Here is a 20,519-nt window from a genome sequence, read left to right as displayed (position 1 = left end):
CGTTCTGCCGTCTCGCCGTCAGTCGAGTATCCGTTTCGGCCTTGCCAGATCGAGCAAGGGCGACAGGCGCGCGCGCGTACTTCGCGGCACGAAGGGCAGGTAGAGCCTGTCAGGGTTCAGCGGCGGCGCATGATGCGGGGTGAGAGGCGTGGCGACTGGGGCCTCGGAGAAACCTGTGAGCTTGAGTGGTGCGAGGGGCGGCGTGTTCTGTCCATAGGTCAACGCTTCGCACTGCGGCGCGGGGTCTGTCACTGAACTGGTCGTCTGCGCCTGCGCGCCCGCGCCGCGCGATGAGATGAAGAGCGGCGGTTCTTTCTTGGCCTTCGAGAAGGGGAGGTCGGTTAGCGTCTGTGCCATCTTTTCCAACACCCTGCCGATCCCGCGCGGCGTTTTGCACTCGGGGGCGTAGTAGTTGAAGCGGATACGCTTGCGTGCGCTCGGTGGCTTCGGGGTGTCCTGCGTCTCGTCGTCGGGGGCGGGCGGCAATAGCGGCTGGGGGTGGTCTAAGAGTTCCCGCAAGGCCTGAATCGGATCGTCGGACTGTGTGGCGGCCTCGCTGGGCGGTGTGACACGCATGGCGGGCGCGAGGGTGAGGATACCTGTCCCGCCCTCCATCTCCGCGTCGTGGTCATCCCATGCAGCGGCGCTGGCGGTTTCGGGGGATTGTTCAAGGGCGGCGTTAACAGGGATCGGAGTGCGCTGTGGCGGACGAGGCTGCGGCGTGCGGTCTCCCACGAAGACACCGCGCCCGAGCTCGACCACGCCATCCTTGCCGATTTTGGCGGCGGGTTTTTCGACGGGTTTGACGGGCTTGCGGCGGGGGCCTTTGGCGCGAAGCGCGGTTGCCTTAGCTTTGCTTGTATCGGCAACGCCGTGGGCGGTCTTGTCCCAGTAATAGGGCCGCACGACAATTTCCCACAGCCCCTTGATCGCGGCGGCGGTGGCAAGCGGGTAGTAGGCGTGCAGGGTCGGCACCCACGGCCAGAGCCACTTGTGCTTGCTCGTTGCGGTGGCAAACATCCCGACCGTTACCGTGATCACCTCGGAGGCCAGAAACAGTGCGCCGAGAGCGATGAACGCCTCTTGCGGCAGAATGCCCTTGAGCGGATGCGGTAGGCCGAAGAGCAGCGCCCAGAAGCTCCACAAGAAGGGCGCGAGGACGAACTGACTCAATGTGCCCAGAAAGAGCGCCTGCACGCCAAAAAAGCGCCACGGGCCGAGATCATTCAGCAGTTTGCGCGGGCTGCGCATATGCACCGCCCATGTCATCGCATAGCCCTTGAGCCAGCGCGAGCGTTGCTTGATCCACGGCCACGCGCGGCAGTTGGCCTCCTCGTCGGTGACGGTGGAAATCAACTCCGTGCGGTAGCCGTGACGCGCCAGACGGATGCCCAGATCGGCGTCCTCGGTGACGTTATGCGCATCCCACCCGCCCAATTCCTCGATAGCCTTGCGGCGGAAAAACAGCGTAGTGCCGCCCAAGGGAACCATCAGCCCCATGCGCTCGTATCCAGGCAGGATCACACGGAACCACGAGGCGTATTCGACGGTGAAACAGCGCGCCAGCCAGTTGGTGCGCGAATTGTAGAAATCCAGCACCCCTTGCAGGCAGGCCACGTCGGGTGCGGCGCTGTCGAAGTGGCGCACGACCTTTTTGATCTGGTCCTTTTCTGGCGCGTCTTCCGCGTCCCAGATACCGATGATCGACCCGCGACAGAAATCGAGGGCGAAGTTGAGGGCGCGGGGTTTGGTCTTCACCCCGCCGCGCGGCACGACGATCATGCGCATCCAGCGCGGCAGATTGGTGTTGTGGATGGCAAACTGGGTGACCTGATCGTCTTCTTCAACCACAAGGCAGATATCGAGCAACTCGCGCGGGTAGTCGATTCGCGACAGTCGTTTTATGAGCCGCGCCGCGATCTCGCGTTCGCGGAAGAGAGGTACCATGACCGATACGATCGGCATGGCCATGTCCGCGTGCGCGGTGGCGAAGGTCTGCCCGATTTCGCGGCGACGTCCCGCCTGCGCAAAGGCGGCGGCGATCTTGAGGCCCGAGTTGATGACGAGCGTCACGATTGCCCAGAGTGTCAGAACGATGAAAGTCATCCGCGGGGCGAAGACAGCGGCGGCCAGCGCCACCGTGCCCACCACCGAGATCAGGCGCGTCAGGCGTTTTATATCCATCTCGCGGCAGCTTTCGGAGGCGGCGACGCGGGTTTCGGCGGAGGCGGCGAGCTTGCGTTGGCGCGCGCGCAGCAGAGCATCGTGGACGGCGGTTTCGGAGGCCACGGCCATGCGCATCACGCCGAAATGCTTGGTCAATTCGGCGCGGTGTTTCTCGAATTCTTCGGGGCGGCAGGAGGCGACAAGCACCGCCCCGCCCGCGCGCCGCCACGGCAATATCCCGTCGCGCAGGCAGCGTTCGGCTCCCAGTTTCTCGATCAGCCGCACATCGGCGGGGTAGGTTTTGAAATCGGCCACGCAGGCGCCGTATTGCGTGGCAATCGCGGTATAAAGCGTTTCCTCGTCCACCATGCCGTGCGCCAGCAGGATGTCCCCGATCCGCGCATCTTCGCGTTTGCGCATGGCCGCGGCTTTGGCAATGTCGGCGGCGCTGACTGCGCCCATTTCGTGGAGCACCTGTCCCACGGGTTTGCGCCGTTTTGGTTCAGGCAGCAGGCGCGGGTGGGGATGGTCAACGGAATTGGCGGCCTTGTCGAGATCGGGCACGGGGACGGGCGCGGGATCCGCGCCACCGAGCACTATCTTGTGCTGTCCGAAATCCATATCCCAATGCTCCGCCATGTGGTCTGCGTTCATGTGAGTGGCGCGGCCGACTGGCCGCACGGGTGAGGGCTGCTCGCCCGTTTCGCGCTCTGGTTGAAAGCACCTCTCCACAGGACAGGGGCATGGTTAAAAAATGGTTAATAGGGCGGACGCACGGGGTGAAAGTTGCCGACCCCTTGCATGGTCGAAGGGGGTTCGTGAGGGCGTGGGAATGTGTGTGGCGCTCCGCAGGAGAGGTCTGGCGAAGTCGTCATGCGGACATGAAAACGGGGCCGACGCATCCTGCGTGGCCCCGTTTCAAATCTCTTTGAGTGTGTGCGCTCAGGCGACTTCGCGTTCGGCCATAGCGGCGGCGAAACGCTCGAAGAGGTAGTAGCTGTCCATCGGCCCCGGGCTTGCTTCGGGGTGGTATTGCACCGAGAAGACGGGTTTGCCTTCGACCTTGATACCACAGTTGGAACCGTCGAAGAGGGAGACATGGGTCTCCACCACACCTTCGGGAAGGGTTTGGGCATCCACGGCGAAACCGTGGTTCATCGAGGTGATCTCGACCTTGCCCGTGTCCTTGTCCTTGACGGGGTGGTTGGCGCCGTGGTGGCCGTGGTTCATCTTGATCGTCTTGCCGCCAAGGGCGAGCGCGAGCATCTGGTGGCCGAGGCAAATGCCAAAGACAGGCAGGTCTTTCTCCAGCACGCTTTTGATCATCGGAACGGCATATTCGCCCGTGGCCGCGGGATCGCCCGGACCGTTGGAGAGAAACACCCCGTCGGGATTATGTGCCAGCACCTCTTCGGCGGTGGCCGTTGCGGGAAGCACGGTCACATCACAGCCTGCAGAGGCAAGACAACGCAGGATGTTGCGTTTCGCGCCAAAGTCGATGGCGACGACCTTGTGGCCCTTGCCTTCGCGCTTGGGGTATCCGTCAGGCCATGCCCAACGCATTTCGTCCCACTTGTAGGACTGGGCGCAGGTCACGTCCTTGGCCAGATCGACGCCGACAAGACCGCTAAAGGCGCGGGCCTTGGCAACCAGTTCCTCAAGGTCGAAGTTGCCCTCGGGATCGTGGGCCAGCGCTACATGCGGCGCGCCTTGCTGACGGATCGCGCGGGTGAGGCGGCGGGTATCGACGCCGCCCATGCCGATGCGGCCGCGCTTGGCCAGCCACGGGGAGAGCTCCATCTCGGTGCGCCAGTTCGACGGCTCCGTGGGATCCCATTTGACGATCATGCCTTCGGCCACTGGCTCGGAGGTCTCGTCGTCCTCGGCGTTGGTGCCCGTGTTGCCGATATGCGGGAAAGTGAAGGTGACGACCTGACCTGCGTAAGAGGGGTCCGTCATGATTTCCTGATAGCCCGTCATAGCGGTGTTGAAGCACAGCTCGGCGGTGGTGACGCCTGTCGCGCCAAAGCCTTTCCCGTAGAAAACGGTCCCGTCCGCGAGAACGAGACACGCGGTTGGTTTTTGCGACGTTTCAGCCGTTGTCATGACCCGACTCCCATGTGCCCAAAATTGTCGGGAACCTATGGAAAGTGACCGCCGTGGTCAAGGACGATCGCCGCAGGTGCAGCATGAAAAGCGAGGGAATCGGCAAGGATTGGGTAACGTAACGAATTCAATGGTTTAGCGATTTATATCCATGTTGAGCTTGGCTGCCCGTTTCGCTATGGTGCAGGCTTGCGATAGCAATGGGATGATGACTTTATGGATATGCGCACCCGCATCAACAGCGCCCTGAAAACGGCGATGAAAGAGAAGGAAGCGAGCCGTCTGGCGACGCTTCGACTGGTTAACGCTGCCATCAAGGACCGCGAAATTGCTGGTCGGTCAAATGGCGTCGAGACCGAGATCAGCGATGCCGAAGTCCTTGCGATCCTTGGCAAAATGGTCAAGCAACGTCAGGAAAGCGCGAAGGCTTTCGAAGAGGGCGGACGCCTTGAACTGGCCGAAAAGGAACGTGCCGAGATCAACGTGATCGAGGAGTTTCTGCCGCGTCAGCTATCTGCCGACGAGACTTCCGCTGCGATTGATGCTGCCATTGCTGCGACGGGGGCCTCCTCGATCCGCGACATGGGCAAAGTCATGGGCGCGCTCAAGGAAAAATACACAGGTCAGCTCGATTTCGGAAAAGTTGGCGGCATGGTGAAAGACAAGCTCGCCTGACACGCTGCGGAATTGATCCGTGAGAATACACGCCGCGCTCCCGTAAGGGCGCGGCGTTTTTCATGGCGCGGGGGGCGGTTTGGGCGCAGGTGTCTCGCGCAACCGTTGCAAGACCTGCGCGAGTTCGTCGTGCAAATCCTGTCGCTCTTCGGGGCTCAGGAATGAGCCAAGCTCGACCTCCCGTGTTTCGCCTGCGCCGCCGCCCTTGAGCGTGAGGTACTGCTCGACCTTGCCCTTGGGGTGCAGGGTCAGGCGCAGCCAGTAAGGATTGGTCTTCCAGTCAAAGCGCTCGCCCTTCGCGCTCCAGTGGGTCAGTTCCAAGCGGTCGCGCCAGATGGACACCTCTTCGTGCAGCAGGTCGCGGTCCGAGCGCCGCAGCGCGACCCAGAGCGCGGCGAGCGCCCCCATCATGCACAGCAGTAGAATCCAGAAAGCCGTTGTCCCGATAAAGGGCACGACGGGGATCAGGCCGAGAAAGAACATGCCGAGGATCGTGGCCGAAAACCCTTTTGACGGCAGGGAACGGTGCGGCCAGACCTCAAGGCGCAGCAGCGGCGCACCATCGGGCGGCGCGACCTCGGGCATGGGCGCGGTATGCGCGGGGGTCCATAGGTAGGGCATCTAGGGCATTGTGTGGTTGTGCGTTTAGCGCAAACCTAACGCGTCACCTGCCTGCGCGAAAGGGTCAGGGGGTCGCAGGCTTGTGGGGGGAAGCGGGGGCTCTTAGATCGACACGCATTGAAAGACGGTCTGATCCTCGAACTTGTGGCCCGCCGAGTGGAGCAACCCGATCCGTGTTCCGTCGAAGGCATAGGTCGCGCGGATCTGTTGGGTGCGGGTGGCATAGGCGCCTGTCCCCGAATGTTCGAGGATGGCGAGAAACCAGTCGGCTTTTGTGTGTTTGAGGAAGTTGGCCGCTCTGTGCGCCTCCTGACTTGTCCAGCTTGCACGCACCACGTGAGCGATGGCTTGAGCGTGGGCGAGGATCTCCTTCGGCTTGGGGCCAGAGAAATCGAACAGAGGTTCGCGCACGGCGATCAGCATTGCCACGCTATCGCGCCCTGTATTGGCGTCGAACATGGGCGAAAACTGTGGGTCATGCCATGTGGTGGGCCATTTTGGGCGTTGCCCGCGGTCAAAGAGTCTGCCGACGATTTCAAACATTTCCGTGCTCGTGCTTCTGTCTATGACGCCAGCCTAAAACATGATTGCGCACAAAAAATGACCTGCGCGGGGCTTTGGCGTCGCAAGTCTTAACAGGCGCGAAAGGCGGGGTATGAAATGCGCGAAGGTGCAAAAGAAAAGGCCCCGCGGGTGCAGGGCCTTTCCAGTATCTCGATGGGGTAGGGACGCTTAGTGCGCGTGTTCCTTGTCCCAGTCCTCACGCTTGGGCAGCGTTTCAAACGTATGCTCGGGCGGCGGGGAGGGCAGTGTCCACTCCAGCGTGTCGGCATATTCGTTCCAGTAGTTGTTCTCGGTCACGCGCTTACCTGCGATCAGCGTGTAGAACACGACACCGATGAAGAACACGAAGGACGCGAAGGAGAGCATCGCACCCCAGCTGGAAACGTAGTTCCAGTGCGCGAAGGCTTCGGGGTAGTCGATGTAACGACGCGGCATACCCTGACGACCCAGGAAGTGCTGCGGGAAGAAGGTCAGGTTGACGCCCACGAAGAACATCCAGAAGTGCAGCTTGCCTGCCCATTCGGGGTATTGGCGACCAGACATCTTGCCCATGTAGAAGTAGATACCGGCGAAGATGGTGAAGGCCGCACCCATGGACATGGTGTAGTGGAAGTGCGCCACAACGTAGTAGGTGTCGTGATAAGCGCGGTCCACACCAGCCTGCGACAGAACGATGCCTGTCACGCCGCCGATGGTGAAGAGGATCAGGAAGCCGAAGGCGAAGAGCATCGGCGTCTTGAACTCGATGGAGCCGCCCCACATCGTCGCAATCCACGAGAAGATCTTAACCCCTGTGGGCACGGCGATGACCATGGTGGCCAGCATGAAGTAGGACTGCTGCGAAAGCGACAGGCCAACGGTGTACATGTGGTGCGCCCAGACGACGAAGCCAAGAGCCCCGATCGCGATCAGTGCCCAGACCATCGGCAGGTAGCCGAAGATGGGTTTGCGCGAGAAGGTGGCAATGATGTGGGACACAAGACCGAAGCCCGGCAGGATCACGATGTAGACTTCGGGGTGACCGAAGAACCACAGGATGTGCTGGTAGAGGATCGGGTCGCCACCGCCACCCGGCTGGAAGAACTGCGTGTCGAAGTTACGGTCGGTCAGCAGCATGGTGATCGCGCCTGCCAGAACGGGCAGGGACAGAAGGATCAGCCACGAGGTGACAAAAACCGACCATGCAAACAGCGGCACTTTGAACAGCGTCATTCCCGGTGCGCGCATGTTGAGGAAGGTGGTGATCATGTTGATCGCACCGAGGATCGAGGAGGCACCCGAGACGTGAACCGCGAAGATCGCAAGGTCCATCGAATAGCCGCCCTCATTGGTCGATAGCGGTGGATAGAGCACCCAGCCAACACCAGAGCCAAGCTGGCCGTTACCACCCGGGGCGAGCATCGAAGCCACGCCAAGCGCCACACCCGTGACAAAGAGCCAGTAGGAGAGGTTGTTGAGGCGCGGGAAGGCCATATCGGGCGCGCCGATTTGCAGCGGCATGAAGTAGTTGCCGAAACCCCCGAAGAGCGCGGGAATGACGACGAAGAACATCATCAGCACGCCATGATAGGTGATCATCACGTTCCACAGGTGGCCGTTGGGCGTGCAGGGGTTGGCCATGAGGCCTTCCATACACATGTATTGGACACCCGGTTCCATGAGCTCGAGGCGCATGAAGACGGTGAAGCAAACAGAGATAAAGCCCACGGCAGCCGCCGTGAACAGATAGAGGATACCGATATCCTTGTGGTTCGTGGACATGAACCAGCGCTGGAAAAAGCTCCGGTTATCCTCGTGCTCGTGGCCGTGAATGGCTGCGTCTGCCATGCGGTCCTCCCGATTTTCAGTGCGTTGTAGTGGTGCGAAGTTCAGTGCGTATCAGCGTTTCTCCCCCTATCTTTCCCAAAAACCCGAACGGATTCCAAGTCCAGATGGCGGAATTGGAATACGTCTTAGAGGCTCCCGCGCGCCCGCGCAATGTGTCAACGCGTCTCACGCGCAAGAAAAATGGTGTGTGAGGGGGTGGGCTATGCGCTTTTGCCGAGACAGGAGGGCAAGATGTGGGGAACGCTGTGCGTAAATCCGAGACAGCGTCCTCAAAAGCAAAACGCCGCCCGACGGGGGAGCGGCGTTTCTTTGGGGTATGTTTTGTCGCTTACTCGGCTACGGAGGCGAGGTAGGTTGCGATGTTCTCGCCTTTTTTCAGCTTGAAAGTCATTTTCGACTTTGCGCTCTCGCCGAGGTAGTCGGAGAGGAATTTCTTGGGGTCGGCGACATATTCGGTGAGGTTTTCCTCGGTCCACACGAGACCTGCTTCGCCAGCGGCTACGATGCTGTCGCCGTAGCGGAAATCTTCGACGGTGCCTGCGGTGCGGCCGATCACGCCGTAGAGGTTGGGGCCGGTCTTGCCGCCCTTGATGATGGTCTCGTCAGCCGAGGCGATGGTGTGGCAGGCTTTGCACTTGCGGAAATCTTTCTCGCCGGCAGCTGCATCGCCCGCAGAGGCGGCTGCGGAGGTGGCGAGAAGAGCTGCGGCAGTCAGTGCGAAAAGTTTATTCATTATGTGTCTCCGTGTGCTTTTGTTTTCGTGGCGGTGAACATACAGGTTTTCGGGTTGGTTTATAGGTCAGGATTGTCGCAGGGGCAAACCTGCCTTTAGCCAGATGCATGGCTCGGCGCGCCCGCAGGAATCAGTCGAAAACCTCGTAAAATGCGCGTTTTAGGGCAACATCTACGTCATCCATTGTCACAGGCAGGCCAAGATCGACAAGCGATGTTACGCCGTGTTCGGTGATGCCACAGGGGACAATGCCGTCGAAATGGCTCAGGTCGGGCTCAACGTTGATCGACAATCCGTGAAAAGACACCCATTTACGGATGCGCAATCCGATGGCGGCGATTTTGTCCTCCGCCTTCGCGCCTGTTGCGGTGAGCGGTTTGTCGTCGCGCACGACCCAGACGCCCACGCGGCCTTCGCGAATCTCGCCCTGCACATTGAATTCGGCCAGAGCGGCAATGACCCATGCTTCCATGTCGGCCACGAATTTGCGCACGTCCTTGCCGCGCTTGCCCACGTCGAGCATGGCGTAGGCCACGCGCTGACCTGGTCCGTGGTAGGTATATTGTCCGCCGCGTTTGCTCTCATAGACGGGGAAGCGGTCGGGGTCGACGAGGTCTGCGATCTTTGCGGAGGTGCCTGCGGTGTAGAGCGGCGGGTGTTCTACGAGCCAGATCAGCTCCTCGGCTTCACCCTTGGCAATGGCCTCGGCGCGCGCTTCCATCGTGGCAACCGCCGTGTCGTAATCGGTGAGACCTTCGGAATTTTTCCACTCGACCATGGGCGTCACGCGGGCAAAAGGCCCGCCTCCTTGCGTTTCTTCACTTTGGCGCGGATCGAAAGGGCGCGAGGATCGACAGCCTTTCGTTTTCACGCAGAGCACATGGCACGGGCAGGGCGCATTTGTCTAGCGCTGCCGCCCTGATGCGACGCGGGGGATTCGCGGGGTGTTTTGTGCGTAATCATGGAGGGTCATAATTGATCCGCTGCCTTTGTGCTTGATGGCACAGATGTTAGCGCAAAATTTGCCATATTGGCAGTTTTTGCTCGGAGGTAAGCGGACCCATGCTAGGATTTTGCCATTAACAGTAAACGGGGGACGCTATGCGTTTGAAACACTTTATCTCCGCCGGTTTGGCCGCAGCCATGTTGATGGGAACCACCGCACGGGTGGACGCGGGAAATGATTTTGTTGCCGGTGCCATTATCGGTGGGCTGCTTGGTGCGGCCGCCAACCAGAACAAGAAAACCACGCGGACCTACCGACCGCGCTTGCCCTCGACGCAGGAAGGCAAGGAAATTCAGGCCTCGCTGAACTACTTCGGGTTCAATGCGGGCACGGTGGACGGACAGCTCGGAGCCAAGTCCCGCACCGCCATCTCTTCCTATCAGGCCTACCTTGGCTACCCTGTGACGGGGCAGTTGACGCCGTTTGAGCAGGAACTGTTGATCTCGTCCTATAACCGCGCGCAGGCGGGCGGGTCGCAGACCGTGCAACTGGTCGCGGCGAGCCCTGACGGAACGCGCGGGTTGCTCAAGACCTTCCGCGCTGAAATGGCGGCAAGTTCTCCTGCGGGGGCTGTCGGTTCGACAACCACCGTCGTCGTCAATCCCGCCGCACCCGCGACAGGCACCGCGACAACCACCACCGTCGCCGCAACGCCCGAAAGCGGGCAGGGCACGATGCCGTCCTTTGCGGCGGCACAGGGTGAGGCGATGCCGAACTTCCTTGGCGGTGGCGCGGCTATTTCGCTCGCCTCCCATTGCAACAAGGTGTCGCTGCTGACCAATACCAACGGCGGATTTGTCACCGAGGCATCGATGAGCGATCCCAATCAGGCGCTTAACGAGCAATTCTGCCTCGCGCGCACCTACGCGATTTCGCAGGGCGAGGAGTTGATCTCCAAGGTGCAGGGATTCACCCCGCAACAGATCGCCGCGCAATGTGAGGGGCTTGCGCCTACCATGACCGCGCAGGTCGCTGCCTTGTCAATCAAACCGCGCGCGGAAGTGCTGACCGATACCTCGGCCTTCGTCCTGGGTTCTGGCATGTCCCCCGCGCAGCTTGCGGGCACGGCGAAGATCTGTCTTTCGGTCGGCTACCGCACCGACAATATGGATGTCGCGCTGGCCTCCTCGCTGCTTCTGGTGGCGCTTGGCGAGCGGGCCTATGGCGAGTTGCTGGGTCACCACCTGAGCCAAGGCGTCGGCGCCACGCAGCGCCCCGATCTGGCACAGGCATGGTATGAGGACAGCCTTCAGGCCATCGAGGCGGGCCTGCCTGCGGTCTTCGCACCTGGTCAGCCCGAACGTCAGGGGCTTTTGCGCAAGGCGTCCATGTCGCTGAGCGGAGTGCAAGCTGCGCCCACACCCGTGGTGCCGGCATCGGGAACGGCGCTGCCCGCGTTTTCCGTGACCGAGTGACCTGATCCACGGTCCCGATCCCGCCCGTTTTAGTGGGCGCTTGAGAGAGGCGAAAAAAAACCGCCTCTCTTTTCATTTTCCTCTTCACTTCCCTCAACTGCTTCGTTAGATAGCCCCTCACCAAGCCTAGACAGTGCGGTCGTGGCGGAATTGGTAGACGCGCAGCGTTGAGGTCGCTGTGGGGTAACACCCGTGGAAGTTCGAGTCTTCTCGACCGCACCATTTACTCCCTAGAGAAATCACTGGTTGCCCTATGTCTCGTCACAACTGACGGGAAAATCTGCGTGGGCGTCGTTGTGTTCAAAGTCTCGGGCAGCAGGTTGCAAAGGCCGTCCTATTTTCCCCAGCTAAAGCACCCTACGCCTGTAATGCCCATGCCGAAGTCATAAATCACTGCGTTCAGCCCGTTCCATCGCACGAATTGCTCGGCGGTGAAGGTGTCCACGAGGGCGTAGACCTCCAGATATAAGGGTAGATCATCTTTGCTTTCGTCGGCGTTTCCGCAGACGAGGAAGATCGGGAAGTTTTCGATCCAGACTCTCTTAGCAGTTCGGTAGCACGTTAAGTCGTCAACACCGACATACGAAAAATCCCGCCAGCGCGTGGCCAGCGGGATCGTTTTGCCTGACAGCTTGGATCAGTGCAGGTCGAAGCGGTCGGCCTCCATCACCTTGGTCCATGCGGCGACGAAATCGCGGGCGAATTTCTCCGCGTTGTCGTCTTGGGCATAGACCTCTGCATAGGCGCGCAGCACCGAGTTGGAGCCGAAGACCAGATCGGCGCTGGTCGCGGTCCATTTCACCGCGCCCGTCTTGCGGTCACGGATTTCATAGGTGCCATCGTCGAGCGGATGCCAGCTGTAGTCCATGTCGGTGAGGTTGACGAAGAAGTCTGTCGTCAGGGCACCAACGCGGTCGGTGAAGACCCCATGCGCTGAGCCGCCGTGGTTGGTGCCCAGCACGCGCATCCCGCCGACCAGAACGGTCATTTCGGGGGCGGTCAGGTCGAGCAGCTGCGCACGGTCGAGCATCATCTCTTCGGGTGAGACCACGTAGTCCTTTTTCGACCAGTTGCGGAAGCCATCGGCCAGAGGTTCCAGCGCGGCGAAGCTCTCCGCGTCCGTCATCTCATCGGTGGCATCCCCGCGACCAGGTGTGAAGGGCACGTCGATGCTATGACCCGCCGCCTTGAGCGCCTGTTCCAGACCGACCGTGCCTGCAAGCACGATGGTGTCCGCAATCGACGCACCCGCCTCGGCGGCCAGCGGTTCCAGAACGGAGAGCACCTTGGCCAGACGGTCGGGCTCGTTGCCTTCCCAGTCCTTTTGCGGGGCCAGACGGATACGTGCACCATTCGCGCCGCCACGGTAGTCCGAGCCGCGGAAGGTCCGCGCACTGTCCCATGCGGTTGCGACCATTTCGGCCACGCTCAACCCGCTTGCGGCGATCTTCGCCTTCAGCGCGTCCACGTCATAGCCTGTGCTGCCTTCGGGAATCGGGTCTTGCCAGATCAGATCCTCTTTGGGGGCATCGGGGCCGATGTAGCGCGTGTTCGGGCCGAGATCACGGTGGGTCAGTTTGAACCACGCGCGGGCGAAGGTTTCCTTGAAATACTCGGGATCGGCCATGAACTTCTGGCAAATCTCGTTGTAGATCGGGTCGACCTTCATTGCCATATCGGCGTCCGTCATCATCGGGTTGTGGCGTTTTGACGGGTCGGAGGCATCGCGGGGTTTGTCCTCTTCAGCGATGTCGACGGGTTCCCACTGCCACGCGCCTGCGGGCGATTTGCGCAATTCCCATTCGTGGCCGAAGAGCATCTCGAAGAAGCCCATGTCGAATTTCGTCGGCTCGGTCGTCCATGCGCCCTCAAGGCCCGATGTCACCGCATTGGCTGCTTTCCCTTCCATTGCGGGGTTGGTCCAGCCAAAGCCTTGTTCGTGCAACCCAGCGGCTTCGGGTTCGGCGGTCAGCGCACCCGCATCGCCGTTGCCGTGGGTCTTGCCCACAGTGTGACCACCCGCCGTGAGTGCGGCCGTTTCTTCGTCGTTCATCGCCATGCGCGCAAAGGTCTCGCGCACTTGCAGGGCGGTTTTCGCGGGGTCGGGTTTGCCGTTGACGCCCTCGGGGTTCACGTAGATCAGCCCCATCTGCACGGCGGCCAGCGGGTTTTCCATGGTGGAGGGCTTGTCCACATCAGCGTAACGCTCGTCGGAAGGGGCCAGCCATTCCTTCTCCGCGCCCCAGTAAGTGTCCTTTTCAGGGTGCCAGATGTCCGTGCGGCCAAAGGAGAAACCATAGGTTTTCAGCCCCATGTTCTCATAGGCGATGGTGCCCGCCAGAACGATCAGGTCGGCCCAGCTGACCTTGTTGCCGTATTTCTTCTTGAGCGGCCAGAGCAGGCGCCGCGCCTTGTCGAGGCTGGCGTTGTCGGGCCATGAGTTCAGAGGGGCGAAACGGATGTTGCCCGTGCCGCCGCCACCGCGCCCGTCGGCCAGACGGTAAGACCCTGCCGAGTGCCAAGACAGTCGGATCATCAAGCCGCCGTAGTGACCCCAGTCGGCAGGCCACCAGTCCTGACTGTCGGTTAGGAGCTTGTGCATATCGGCTTTGAGCGCGTCGAAATCGAGGTCTTTCACCGCTTCGCGGTAGTCGAAGTCCGCATCCATCGGATTCGTGCGTGTGTCGTGTTGGGCCAGAATGTCGAGGTTGAGCGCATTGGGCCACCATGACGTGTTCGTGGCCTTATTCATCGTGTTCGCGCCGTGCATGACGGGGCATTTGCCACCCATATCGTTGCCGTCCATCGTATCTCTCCTGTGTGACGCAGGGCCGTGCCCGCGCAATGACTTGATGCTGGGAGAGTAAGGGAAGTGCATCATTATGAAAATTGAAAAGACCTAATTGCTATGATAACCATAGGTTATGACAGGAAATGTTCTGAACGCACTTACCCTAAAACACCTGCGCTATTTTGCGGCGCTTGCCCGCCAACGCCATTTCGGCCGTGCCGCCGACGAGGTGTCGATTTCGCAACCTGCCATGTCGGTGCAAATCCGCGAGTTGGAGGCGCTGATCGGTGCGCCTCTGGTCGAGCGTGGTGCGCGGCAGATACGGCTCACCGATCTGGGGGCGCGGTTTGCCGAGGCGGCGGAGGCAATCCTGCGCGATGTCGATGCATTGGGCGATATGGTGCGCGGGGCGCGTGAGGGGTTTGCGGGGCCGCTCAGGATCGGTGTGATCCCGACGATTGCGCCCTATATCCTGCCGCGTCTGATCACGGATCTGGCGGCGCGCTATCCCGACCTTGATCCCCGTCCGCGCGAGACGGTGACGCAAAGCCTGATTGCGGAGCTGGTCGACGGGCGGCTCGACTGCGCGCTTATGGCCTTGCCTGTGTCGGAACCTGCGCTGCACGAGGTGGAGATTGTCGAGGAGGAGTTCGTTCTGGTGCGCCACGCCCGCGATGCCGACCGCGCCGTACCCAATCCCGAGACCCTGCGCCAAATGCGGTTGCTGCTACTGGAGGAGGGGCATTGTTTCCGCGATCAGGCACTGTCCTATTGCGCCAAGGGGGGCCGTGGCCCGCGCGACATGATGGAGGGCTCGTCGCTTTCGACGCTTGTGCAGATGGTCGGCGCGGGGATCGGTGTGACGCTGGTGCCGCAGATGGCCGTTGCGACCGAGACCCGCGCGGCCCCAGTCAGTGTCGCCCACCTCTCGGACCCGCGGCCCACGCGAACCATCGGTATGGTCTGGCGAAAAACCAATCCGCTTGGCGCGCGCTTGGCCGAGATCGTGCCACTGGTGCGCGAAGCCACCGCCGCCGCAATCGCGGCGGGGGAGGCGCGTATGGTGGAGACTTAATGGACGGGCCCGTCCATCCCAACGGGCGTTCGAGACAGGCCGTTCAAACGGGCGGTCTTTTGATGCCATCGCGCTTGGTCAGATCCCCGCGCCGCTCTCTTAAGCTATCAGGAGCTGTGTCTCGTGTTCCTTGAGGCAGCGGCGTGCGGTCGGGACGTTGGTATAGGGCAGGGCGCGCAACTCGGGGAAGAGGGCGAAGATTTCCTCGCGCGCCCTTTCGGTCAACGCCCCAAGCGACTGCTCGGAGGGGTAGAGGCTTTCGGAGGGCGCGCCTTCCGAGAAGACCACTTCATGCGTGTCGAACATCATGTGGAAATACTCGACCGTGCCCCTTGTGCGGCGGCGGATCGTGCTGTCGTTGACCAGATACTTCGCGGGGGCAAAGACCTCGTCCGTGTCGAACAGGATTTCCGCGCGCCACCCGTTCAGAAGCATACGGTGCTGGGGTGAGACGGTGAGGGCGGCATCGTTTCCGATTGCACCCGCGCCGATTTCGATGGGGGCGAAACGGCCTTCGGCGGGCACTTCGCGCGAGCCGATCCAGCGCAGCGGTTGCGGGCCGTGGTCCAAGGTCAGGATCAGATCACCCGCGCGTAGGTCTTCGATTTTGCGGGGCCCATAGGGGGTTTCGATCCGCGTGCCGCGTCCGAAGCAGATGATCGTCTCGATATTGGAGAAGTTGACGACCGTGCCATTGGTCAGTGTGAGCGTGCCGTTTTCTTGGTCGGGCGTGTAATAGGTGATCGAGCCAGGGGTAAAGAGATCACCGAGGCTGTTGAGGTCGAGCGTGTCACCCGTATCGCTGTCGTCGGTTTCCGATCCATTGATGGTGATCATGTCGCCGTTGATTTCCGACGGATCGAAAATGAAGGTGTCGTTGCCGTTGCCGCCATCGGCCCTGTCACCGCCACCGACGTAGATGGTGTCGTCGCCAGCACCGCCCTGGATGCTATCTGCGCCTGCGCCACCGTAGATTGTGTCGTCGCCCGCGCCGCCGTCGATCTGGTCATCGCCGCCGCCACCCAGAATGGTGTCGTTTCCGTCGCCGCCATAGAGGATGTCGTCGCCGTCGCGCCCGTCGATGTAGTCGTCACCCGCGCCCCCGTCGAGGACGTTGGTAAAGGCGTCTGCACCTTCACCCTGACCATCGTAACCGATCAGCGTGTCGTCGTAGTCCGAGCCAATGATTCCGTCGATGCCCGAGCCGCTGTCGCCCTCGGCGTGGCCACCCGAATAGGTGCCGTTGGTGAGATCCACGTTCACGGCGGCATCGGAATCGGAATAGTCGATGGTGTCCTGACCCGATGAGCCGAAATGGGTATCCGCGCCTTCGCCACCGATGAAGGTGTCGTCGCCCTCCTCGCCGTAGAGCGTATCGTCGCCCGCGCCGCCCGTGATCGTGTCGTTGCCCGCGCCTGCGTAGACGATATCGTCCTGAAGGCCCGTATCAATGATATCGTCGCCATCGCCTGCCTCGACGACATCGGCGGCACCTTCGGTGATCGCGTCGAAGTGGATGTCGGAGATCAGCACGCCCTGTTGGGATGTCGCGAGGTTGCCGTAGTAGACTTCGATACGCGAAACGGGGCCGTCGATCTCGACCAGAAGCGAGCCCGCGGCTTGCGTAGGGGCAGTGCCGCCTGAATCCGCTACGACCGTATTGCCCGATTGCGACATGGCCGAACCGGGGGTGAGGGTCACGGAAATTTCGGTGACGCCATCAGGCCCGTAGGCGGTGATGGTGATAACGTCGGTAAAGGCCGCCTCGTCGATGTCGGCGATGCGGAAGGAGACGTTCTGGACCGAATCCGAGGTGCCGCTTGATGGATCGTCCGCGGAGAAGTCGAGCGTGAGTGTTGCAGTGTCCGAGCCAGTGCCTTGTCCGACCGTATTGTCACCCAATAGGAAGAGCGAACTGGTGGGGTCGAAGTCTTCGTTCGTGGCGGTGTAGATATTCGACTCGTATGCGGTTTCCGAGGTTTCAACCGCGTAGAGGCCGGGGCCATGGTCGATCACGGCGTAATCGACCTTGACGCCGTTAATGGTTGTCGAGCCACCGCCGCCCATAATGTCACTTGAGCCGAGAACGTCTTCCCAGCTCAGTACGGAAGGTGTTGGCGAGGTGCCGTCAAGCACGTCCCCCTGCGCATCCGTATCACCAGGGGCCATTGTGTCATCGTCCGAGGTGCCGTCGAAAACGCCGCTGTAATCGGACCATGTGAAGGAGGTGTCGCCGCTCGAAGCAACCACGAAGCTGTCGTATTCGACAACCTCATAGGATCGGCCTTCGATCAGGGGGCGTTCGGAAAGCGCATATTGACCAGATGCGCCGCCACTTTCGACGTCGAGTTGGGCGACCTGAAAGGTCTCGCCCGTTACCGTGTCGCGGATGGTCCATTGTGCTTCGTTGTCGACCTTGACATTGGTCGACGTCGAGCCGCCCACCGTGACCGTTCCCGTGGTGGAGTTTTCGCCCGCGTTATCGTCGTCGAATGCGTCGTAGTCTACACCCGTGCCCGTGTCATTGATGGTCGCAACACCCGAGGGGCTGCGTTCCTCGTTGTAGACATAGGTGCCCGACCCGCTTGTTCCGAAGAATGTTGCGGGGTTGAAATTGTAAAATTGGACAACACGGGTTGCCATGGGCTGCTCTCTCTTCTGCTCTTAAGCACGGGGAATGTTGCTGGTCCCCTTTCGACGCGTTCTGCGCATCTGGGCGGGGCCGCCTTGTCCCGTCCAATTATGTTCATTTTGTGGAATATCCACGCTTGCCAGATGATTTCTGTCCAAACGGTCTAAAGCTGATGCAATTTCTTGCGACGTGGCGCGCATGCGGGCCGCGTGTGAAGCCGTTTCGCACAAGCAAGTGTCCTAGCGGGCATTCTGCCGATATGCGCATTGCGCCACGCCAGATTGCAACCCACCTCGGCGTTGGTCTATCCGAGGGGTTGGGCGCGCCGTGGCGGGCTATGTCAGGGCAGGACGCTGAGCCAGAACCAGCCCGTGACCATGGCCATCGCCGTGCCAAGCAATACAGCAGAGGCCGCGACCCGTTTGGCCACCCCATACATGCTGGCGAAGAGGTAGGCATTGACGCCAGGGGCCATCGCGGCCATCACCGTCGCCGAGCGCATCGCGTTCGTGTCGAGTGCGAAGACCCACTTCGCAAGGCTGAATGTCACCAGCGGATGCACGATCAGAGAGGCGGTAATCGCCCAGACGATCATGCGCATATCCCCTTCGGGCCGATATCGACGCAGCACACCGCCAAGTCCGAAAAGCGCGGCGGGGATGGCGGCACTGTTCATCATGTGCACCGCGTCCCAAACGGTTGTCGGCAGGCTCGTATCCGTGACATTGACGAACCAGCCTGCAGTGATCCCGAGGATGAGCGGATTGCGTAGGACGGAGGTGGTGATCTGGCGGATAAGCGAGAGGGCGGAGAGCCCTTGCCCCGTGGAGCGGACCACTTCCATCAGCGTGATCCCGACTGCGTAGAGTATCGGTGCATGGAGCGAGATGATTGCGAAGTTCCACGCCAGCGCATCCGTACCAAAGGCCCGTTCGGTGATCGGGACGCCGAGCAGGACGCCGTTGGAAAACAGGCCGACAAAGCCGATGGCGATACTGTCGGTGGCGGTGCGTTTGAACACGTAACGCGCGCCCAGAAAGGCAAAAAGCCCCCCGCTGAACGCGCCTGCGTAGAAGGACAGCAAAAGCGGCGGGTGGAAGGTCTCGCCCAGATCAATCCCTGCGATGCCCGTGAATAACAACGTGGGCACGGCGAAGTTCTGCGCAAAGTGCATGACACCGTCTATGGCGTTCTCGGATATCCACTTCCTCCATGCGGCGAGATAGCCGAAGCCGATCACCAGAAAAACGGGAAGGATAACCTCGAAGAGCGCCTGCATTCTCTAGGCTCCGCCGATTTCGATCACCATCCCGTCGTGGGCGGGGGTGACATGGGCGGGGGTCTCGTTGTCCAACGTCACGTAGTCGAGGTCGATGTGCATATTGGTGAGCACGGCGCGCGCCGGGGCGAAACGGTCGATCCATTCCAGCGCGCGGTCGAGATGGGCGTGGCTCGGATGCGGGTCGTAGCGCAGCGCGTCGATCACAAAGGTGCCGAGATCCGCAAAATGCGGCGCGGCGCTGTCTGGAATATCGGAGACATCGGGCAGGTAGAGCAGATCGCCAATGCGGAAGCCGAGGGCGTTGATCTGGCCGTGTTCCACTTCCACAGGCGTCAGCGTTAATGGCCCACCTGCACCTTCGACTGTGACGGGGCCCGTGATCCCGTGGAGGTTGAGAATGGGCGGATAATTCGACCCGTCAGGCTGCACGAAGACATAGCCAAAGCGCGAGATCAGATCATTCTGCGTGACCTTGTCGGCCCAGACATCCACGCGGGATTTGGTCAGGTGCACGATCTGGCGCAGGTCGTCGATCCCGTGGACGTGGTCGGCGTGCGAATGGGTATAGACCACCCCGTCAAGTTTCGTCACACCCGCGTCGATAAGCTGCGCGCGCATGTCGGGGCCTGTGTCGATAAGCACCGTCGTGACCCCTTCGGGCCCGAGCTTTTCGACGAGAGCGGAGCAGCGTCGGCGGGCGTTTTTCGGGTTCTGCGGGTCGCAGGCTCCCCAGATGCCTCCGATACGCGGCACCCCGCCAGACGAGCCGCAGCCCAATATGGTAAATCGCGCACTCATTCGGCAGCAGCCTTATAGCGGGCGGCCTTGGCAAAGAGGCGGTCGAAGTTCATCTCGGTCAGTTCGGCCAGATCCGTGTAATCCATCCAGAAGGTCTCGGCGGCCTTCTCGGCGGTCTTGGCCACATAAGCGGGTTCGTTGCGCTTGCCTCGGTGGGGCGGGGGCGCGAGATAGGGGCTGTCGGTTTCGACCAGAATGCGATCTTGCGGCACGTCGCGGAAAATCTCGCGCAACTCTTCCGATTTCGGAAAGGCCGTGATCCCTGACATCGACAGGTAGAAATCGAGGTCCAGCACCGCCTCGGCCAGTTCGCGCGACGACGAGAAGCAGTGCATCACACAATTATAGGCCCCTGCGCGGTGCTCCTCGGTGAGGATTCGCGCCATGTCGGCATCGGCATCGCGCGCGTGGATGATCAAGGGCAGGCCCGTTTGCCGCGCCGCCTCGATGTGGATGCGCAAGCTCTCTTTCTGGATGTCCTTGCTCTCGGCGGTGTAGTGGTAATCCAGCCCCGTTTCGCCAATGGCCACGAATTTCGGGTGCTCGGCCAGCGCGGTGATTTCCTCAACCGTGGCCAGCGGCTCTTCGGCGGCGGACATGGGATGGGTTCCCGCAGCCCAGAACACAGGCGCGTAATTTTCGGCAATGGCGCGAACCTGATCGGCCTGACGCAGGCGCGTGCAGATCGAGACCATCCTGTGCACACCCGCCTCCATGGCGCGCGCGATGACGGCATCGCGGTCGTCGTCAAAGTCGGGGAAGTCGAGGTGGCAATGGCTGTCGGTGATGCGCGGGGGCGTGGTCATTAGAGCCTATCCGAATGCTGGC

15 protein-coding genes and 1 tRNA gene are annotated in these 20,519 nt (G+C 61.3%); 4 read left to right on the top strand and 12 right to left on the bottom strand.

What is annotated here, in order from left to right:
* Positions 1 to 18 precede the first annotated feature (18 nt).
* Together ACN0SC_RS11520 and carA are read right to left on the bottom strand one after the other, a co-directional pair.
* Positions 19 to 2,820: a glycosyltransferase family 2 protein gene (locus tag ACN0SC_RS11520; protein WP_417249827.1), complete on the bottom strand. Its 2,802-nt coding sequence runs from the start codon at positions 2,818 to 2,820 to the stop codon at positions 19 to 21.
* Positions 2,821 to 3,108: 288 nt separating this feature from the next.
* Positions 3,109 to 4,272, bottom strand: a complete 1,164-nt coding sequence (carA, locus tag ACN0SC_RS11515; RefSeq protein ID WP_417249826.1) for a glutamine-hydrolyzing carbamoyl-phosphate synthase small subunit — start codon at positions 4,270 to 4,272, stop codon at positions 3,109 to 3,111.
* A gap of 216 nt (positions 4,273 to 4,488) precedes the next feature.
* Here carA and ACN0SC_RS11510 point away from each other — a divergent pair, with 216 nt between their 5' ends.
* On the top strand, positions 4,489 to 4,947 hold the full coding sequence (locus ACN0SC_RS11510) for a GatB/YqeY domain-containing protein (protein ID WP_417249825.1): 459 nt from the start codon (positions 4,489 to 4,491) through the stop codon (positions 4,945 to 4,947).
* A 60-nt stretch (positions 4,948 to 5,007) separates the two neighbouring features.
* Here the strand turns inward: ACN0SC_RS11510 and ACN0SC_RS11505 are convergent, their stop codons facing one another.
* From ACN0SC_RS11505 to lipB, 5 genes are all read right to left on the bottom strand, one after another.
* On the bottom strand, positions 5,008 to 5,568 hold the full coding sequence (locus ACN0SC_RS11505) for a DUF2244 domain-containing protein (RefSeq protein ID WP_417249824.1): 561 nt from the start codon (positions 5,566 to 5,568) through the stop codon (positions 5,008 to 5,010).
* 102 nt (positions 5,569 to 5,670) lie between these two features.
* Positions 5,671 to 6,027 carry a hypothetical protein gene (locus ACN0SC_RS11500; RefSeq protein ID WP_417249823.1) on the bottom strand — a complete coding sequence of 119 codons (357 nt, stop codon included), beginning with the start codon at positions 6,025 to 6,027 and terminating at the stop codon, positions 5,671 to 5,673.
* Positions 6,028 to 6,300: 273 nt separating this feature from the next.
* Positions 6,301 to 7,959: a cytochrome c oxidase subunit 1 gene (locus tag ACN0SC_RS11495; protein WP_417249822.1), complete on the bottom strand. Its 1,659-nt coding sequence runs from the start codon at positions 7,957 to 7,959 to the stop codon at positions 6,301 to 6,303.
* A 328-nt stretch (positions 7,960 to 8,287) separates the two neighbouring features.
* Entirely contained in the window at positions 8,288 to 8,692 is a 405-nt protein-coding gene (locus ACN0SC_RS11490) for a c-type cytochrome (RefSeq protein WP_417249821.1), read from the bottom strand.
* A 130-nt stretch (positions 8,693 to 8,822) separates the two neighbouring features.
* Positions 8,823 to 9,470 (bottom strand): lipoyl(octanoyl) transferase LipB, encoded by a 648-nt coding sequence (gene lipB / locus ACN0SC_RS11485; RefSeq protein WP_417249820.1) that lies wholly within the window; start codon positions 9,468 to 9,470, stop codon positions 8,823 to 8,825.
* Between the two features lie 323 nt (positions 9,471 to 9,793).
* On the opposite strand from lipB, the gene ACN0SC_RS11480 reads away from it, so the two are divergent.
* Positions 9,794 to 11,113 (top strand): peptidoglycan-binding domain-containing protein, encoded by a 1,320-nt coding sequence (locus tag ACN0SC_RS11480; RefSeq protein ID WP_417249819.1) that lies wholly within the window; start codon positions 9,794 to 9,796, stop codon positions 11,111 to 11,113.
* 135 nt (positions 11,114 to 11,248) lie between these two features.
* A tRNA-Leu gene (locus tag ACN0SC_RS11475) sits at positions 11,249 to 11,335 on the top strand.
* A gap of 415 nt (positions 11,336 to 11,750) precedes the next feature.
* Here the strand turns inward: ACN0SC_RS11475 and katG are convergent.
* The gene (katG, locus tag ACN0SC_RS11470) at positions 11,751 to 13,919 is read right to left on the bottom strand and encodes a catalase/peroxidase HPI (protein ID WP_417249818.1); all 2,169 of its coding nucleotides are present in this window, start codon (positions 13,917 to 13,919) and stop codon (positions 11,751 to 11,753) included.
* A 133-nt stretch (positions 13,920 to 14,052) separates the two neighbouring features.
* Here katG and ACN0SC_RS11465 point away from each other — a divergent pair, with 133 nt between their 5' ends.
* Complete coding sequence (locus tag ACN0SC_RS11465; protein WP_417250053.1) at positions 14,053 to 14,979, top strand: LysR substrate-binding domain-containing protein; 927 nt, start codon at positions 14,053 to 14,055, stop codon at positions 14,977 to 14,979.
* Positions 14,980 to 15,078: 99 nt separating this feature from the next.
* Here the strand turns inward: ACN0SC_RS11465 and ACN0SC_RS11460 are convergent, their stop codons facing one another.
* The 4 genes from ACN0SC_RS11460 to ACN0SC_RS11445 all read right to left on the bottom strand — a co-directional run bounded on the left by ACN0SC_RS11460 (position 15,079) and on the right by ACN0SC_RS11445 (position 20,497).
* Complete coding sequence (locus tag ACN0SC_RS11460; protein WP_417249817.1) at positions 15,079 to 17,622, bottom strand: Hint domain-containing protein; 2,544 nt, start codon at positions 17,620 to 17,622, stop codon at positions 15,079 to 15,081.
* A gap of 329 nt (positions 17,623 to 17,951) precedes the next feature.
* The gene (locus ACN0SC_RS11455) at positions 17,952 to 18,890 is read right to left on the bottom strand and encodes an AEC family transporter (RefSeq protein ID WP_417249816.1); all 939 of its coding nucleotides are present in this window, start codon (positions 18,888 to 18,890) and stop codon (positions 17,952 to 17,954) included.
* Between the two features lie 3 nt (positions 18,891 to 18,893).
* A complete protein-coding gene (locus ACN0SC_RS11450) occupies positions 18,894 to 19,691 on the bottom strand; it encodes an MBL fold metallo-hydrolase (RefSeq protein WP_417249815.1) in 798 nt (265 codons plus the stop codon).
* Positions 19,688 to 20,497 (bottom strand): TatD family hydrolase, encoded by an 810-nt coding sequence (locus tag ACN0SC_RS11445; protein WP_417249814.1) that lies wholly within the window; start codon positions 20,495 to 20,497, stop codon positions 19,688 to 19,690. Before ACN0SC_RS11445 ends, ACN0SC_RS11450 begins: the two co-directional genes overlap by 4 nt.
* Positions 20,498 to 20,519 lie beyond the last annotated feature (22 nt).

The organism is Celeribacter sp. (genome assembly GCF_048261515.1).
In the GTDB taxonomy this organism is placed as follows: Bacteria; Pseudomonadota; Alphaproteobacteria; order Rhodobacterales; family Rhodobacteraceae; genus Celeribacter.
The sequence above is the reverse complement of the archived record's forward strand: the minus strand, read 5'-3'. Positions and strand labels throughout refer to the sequence as shown.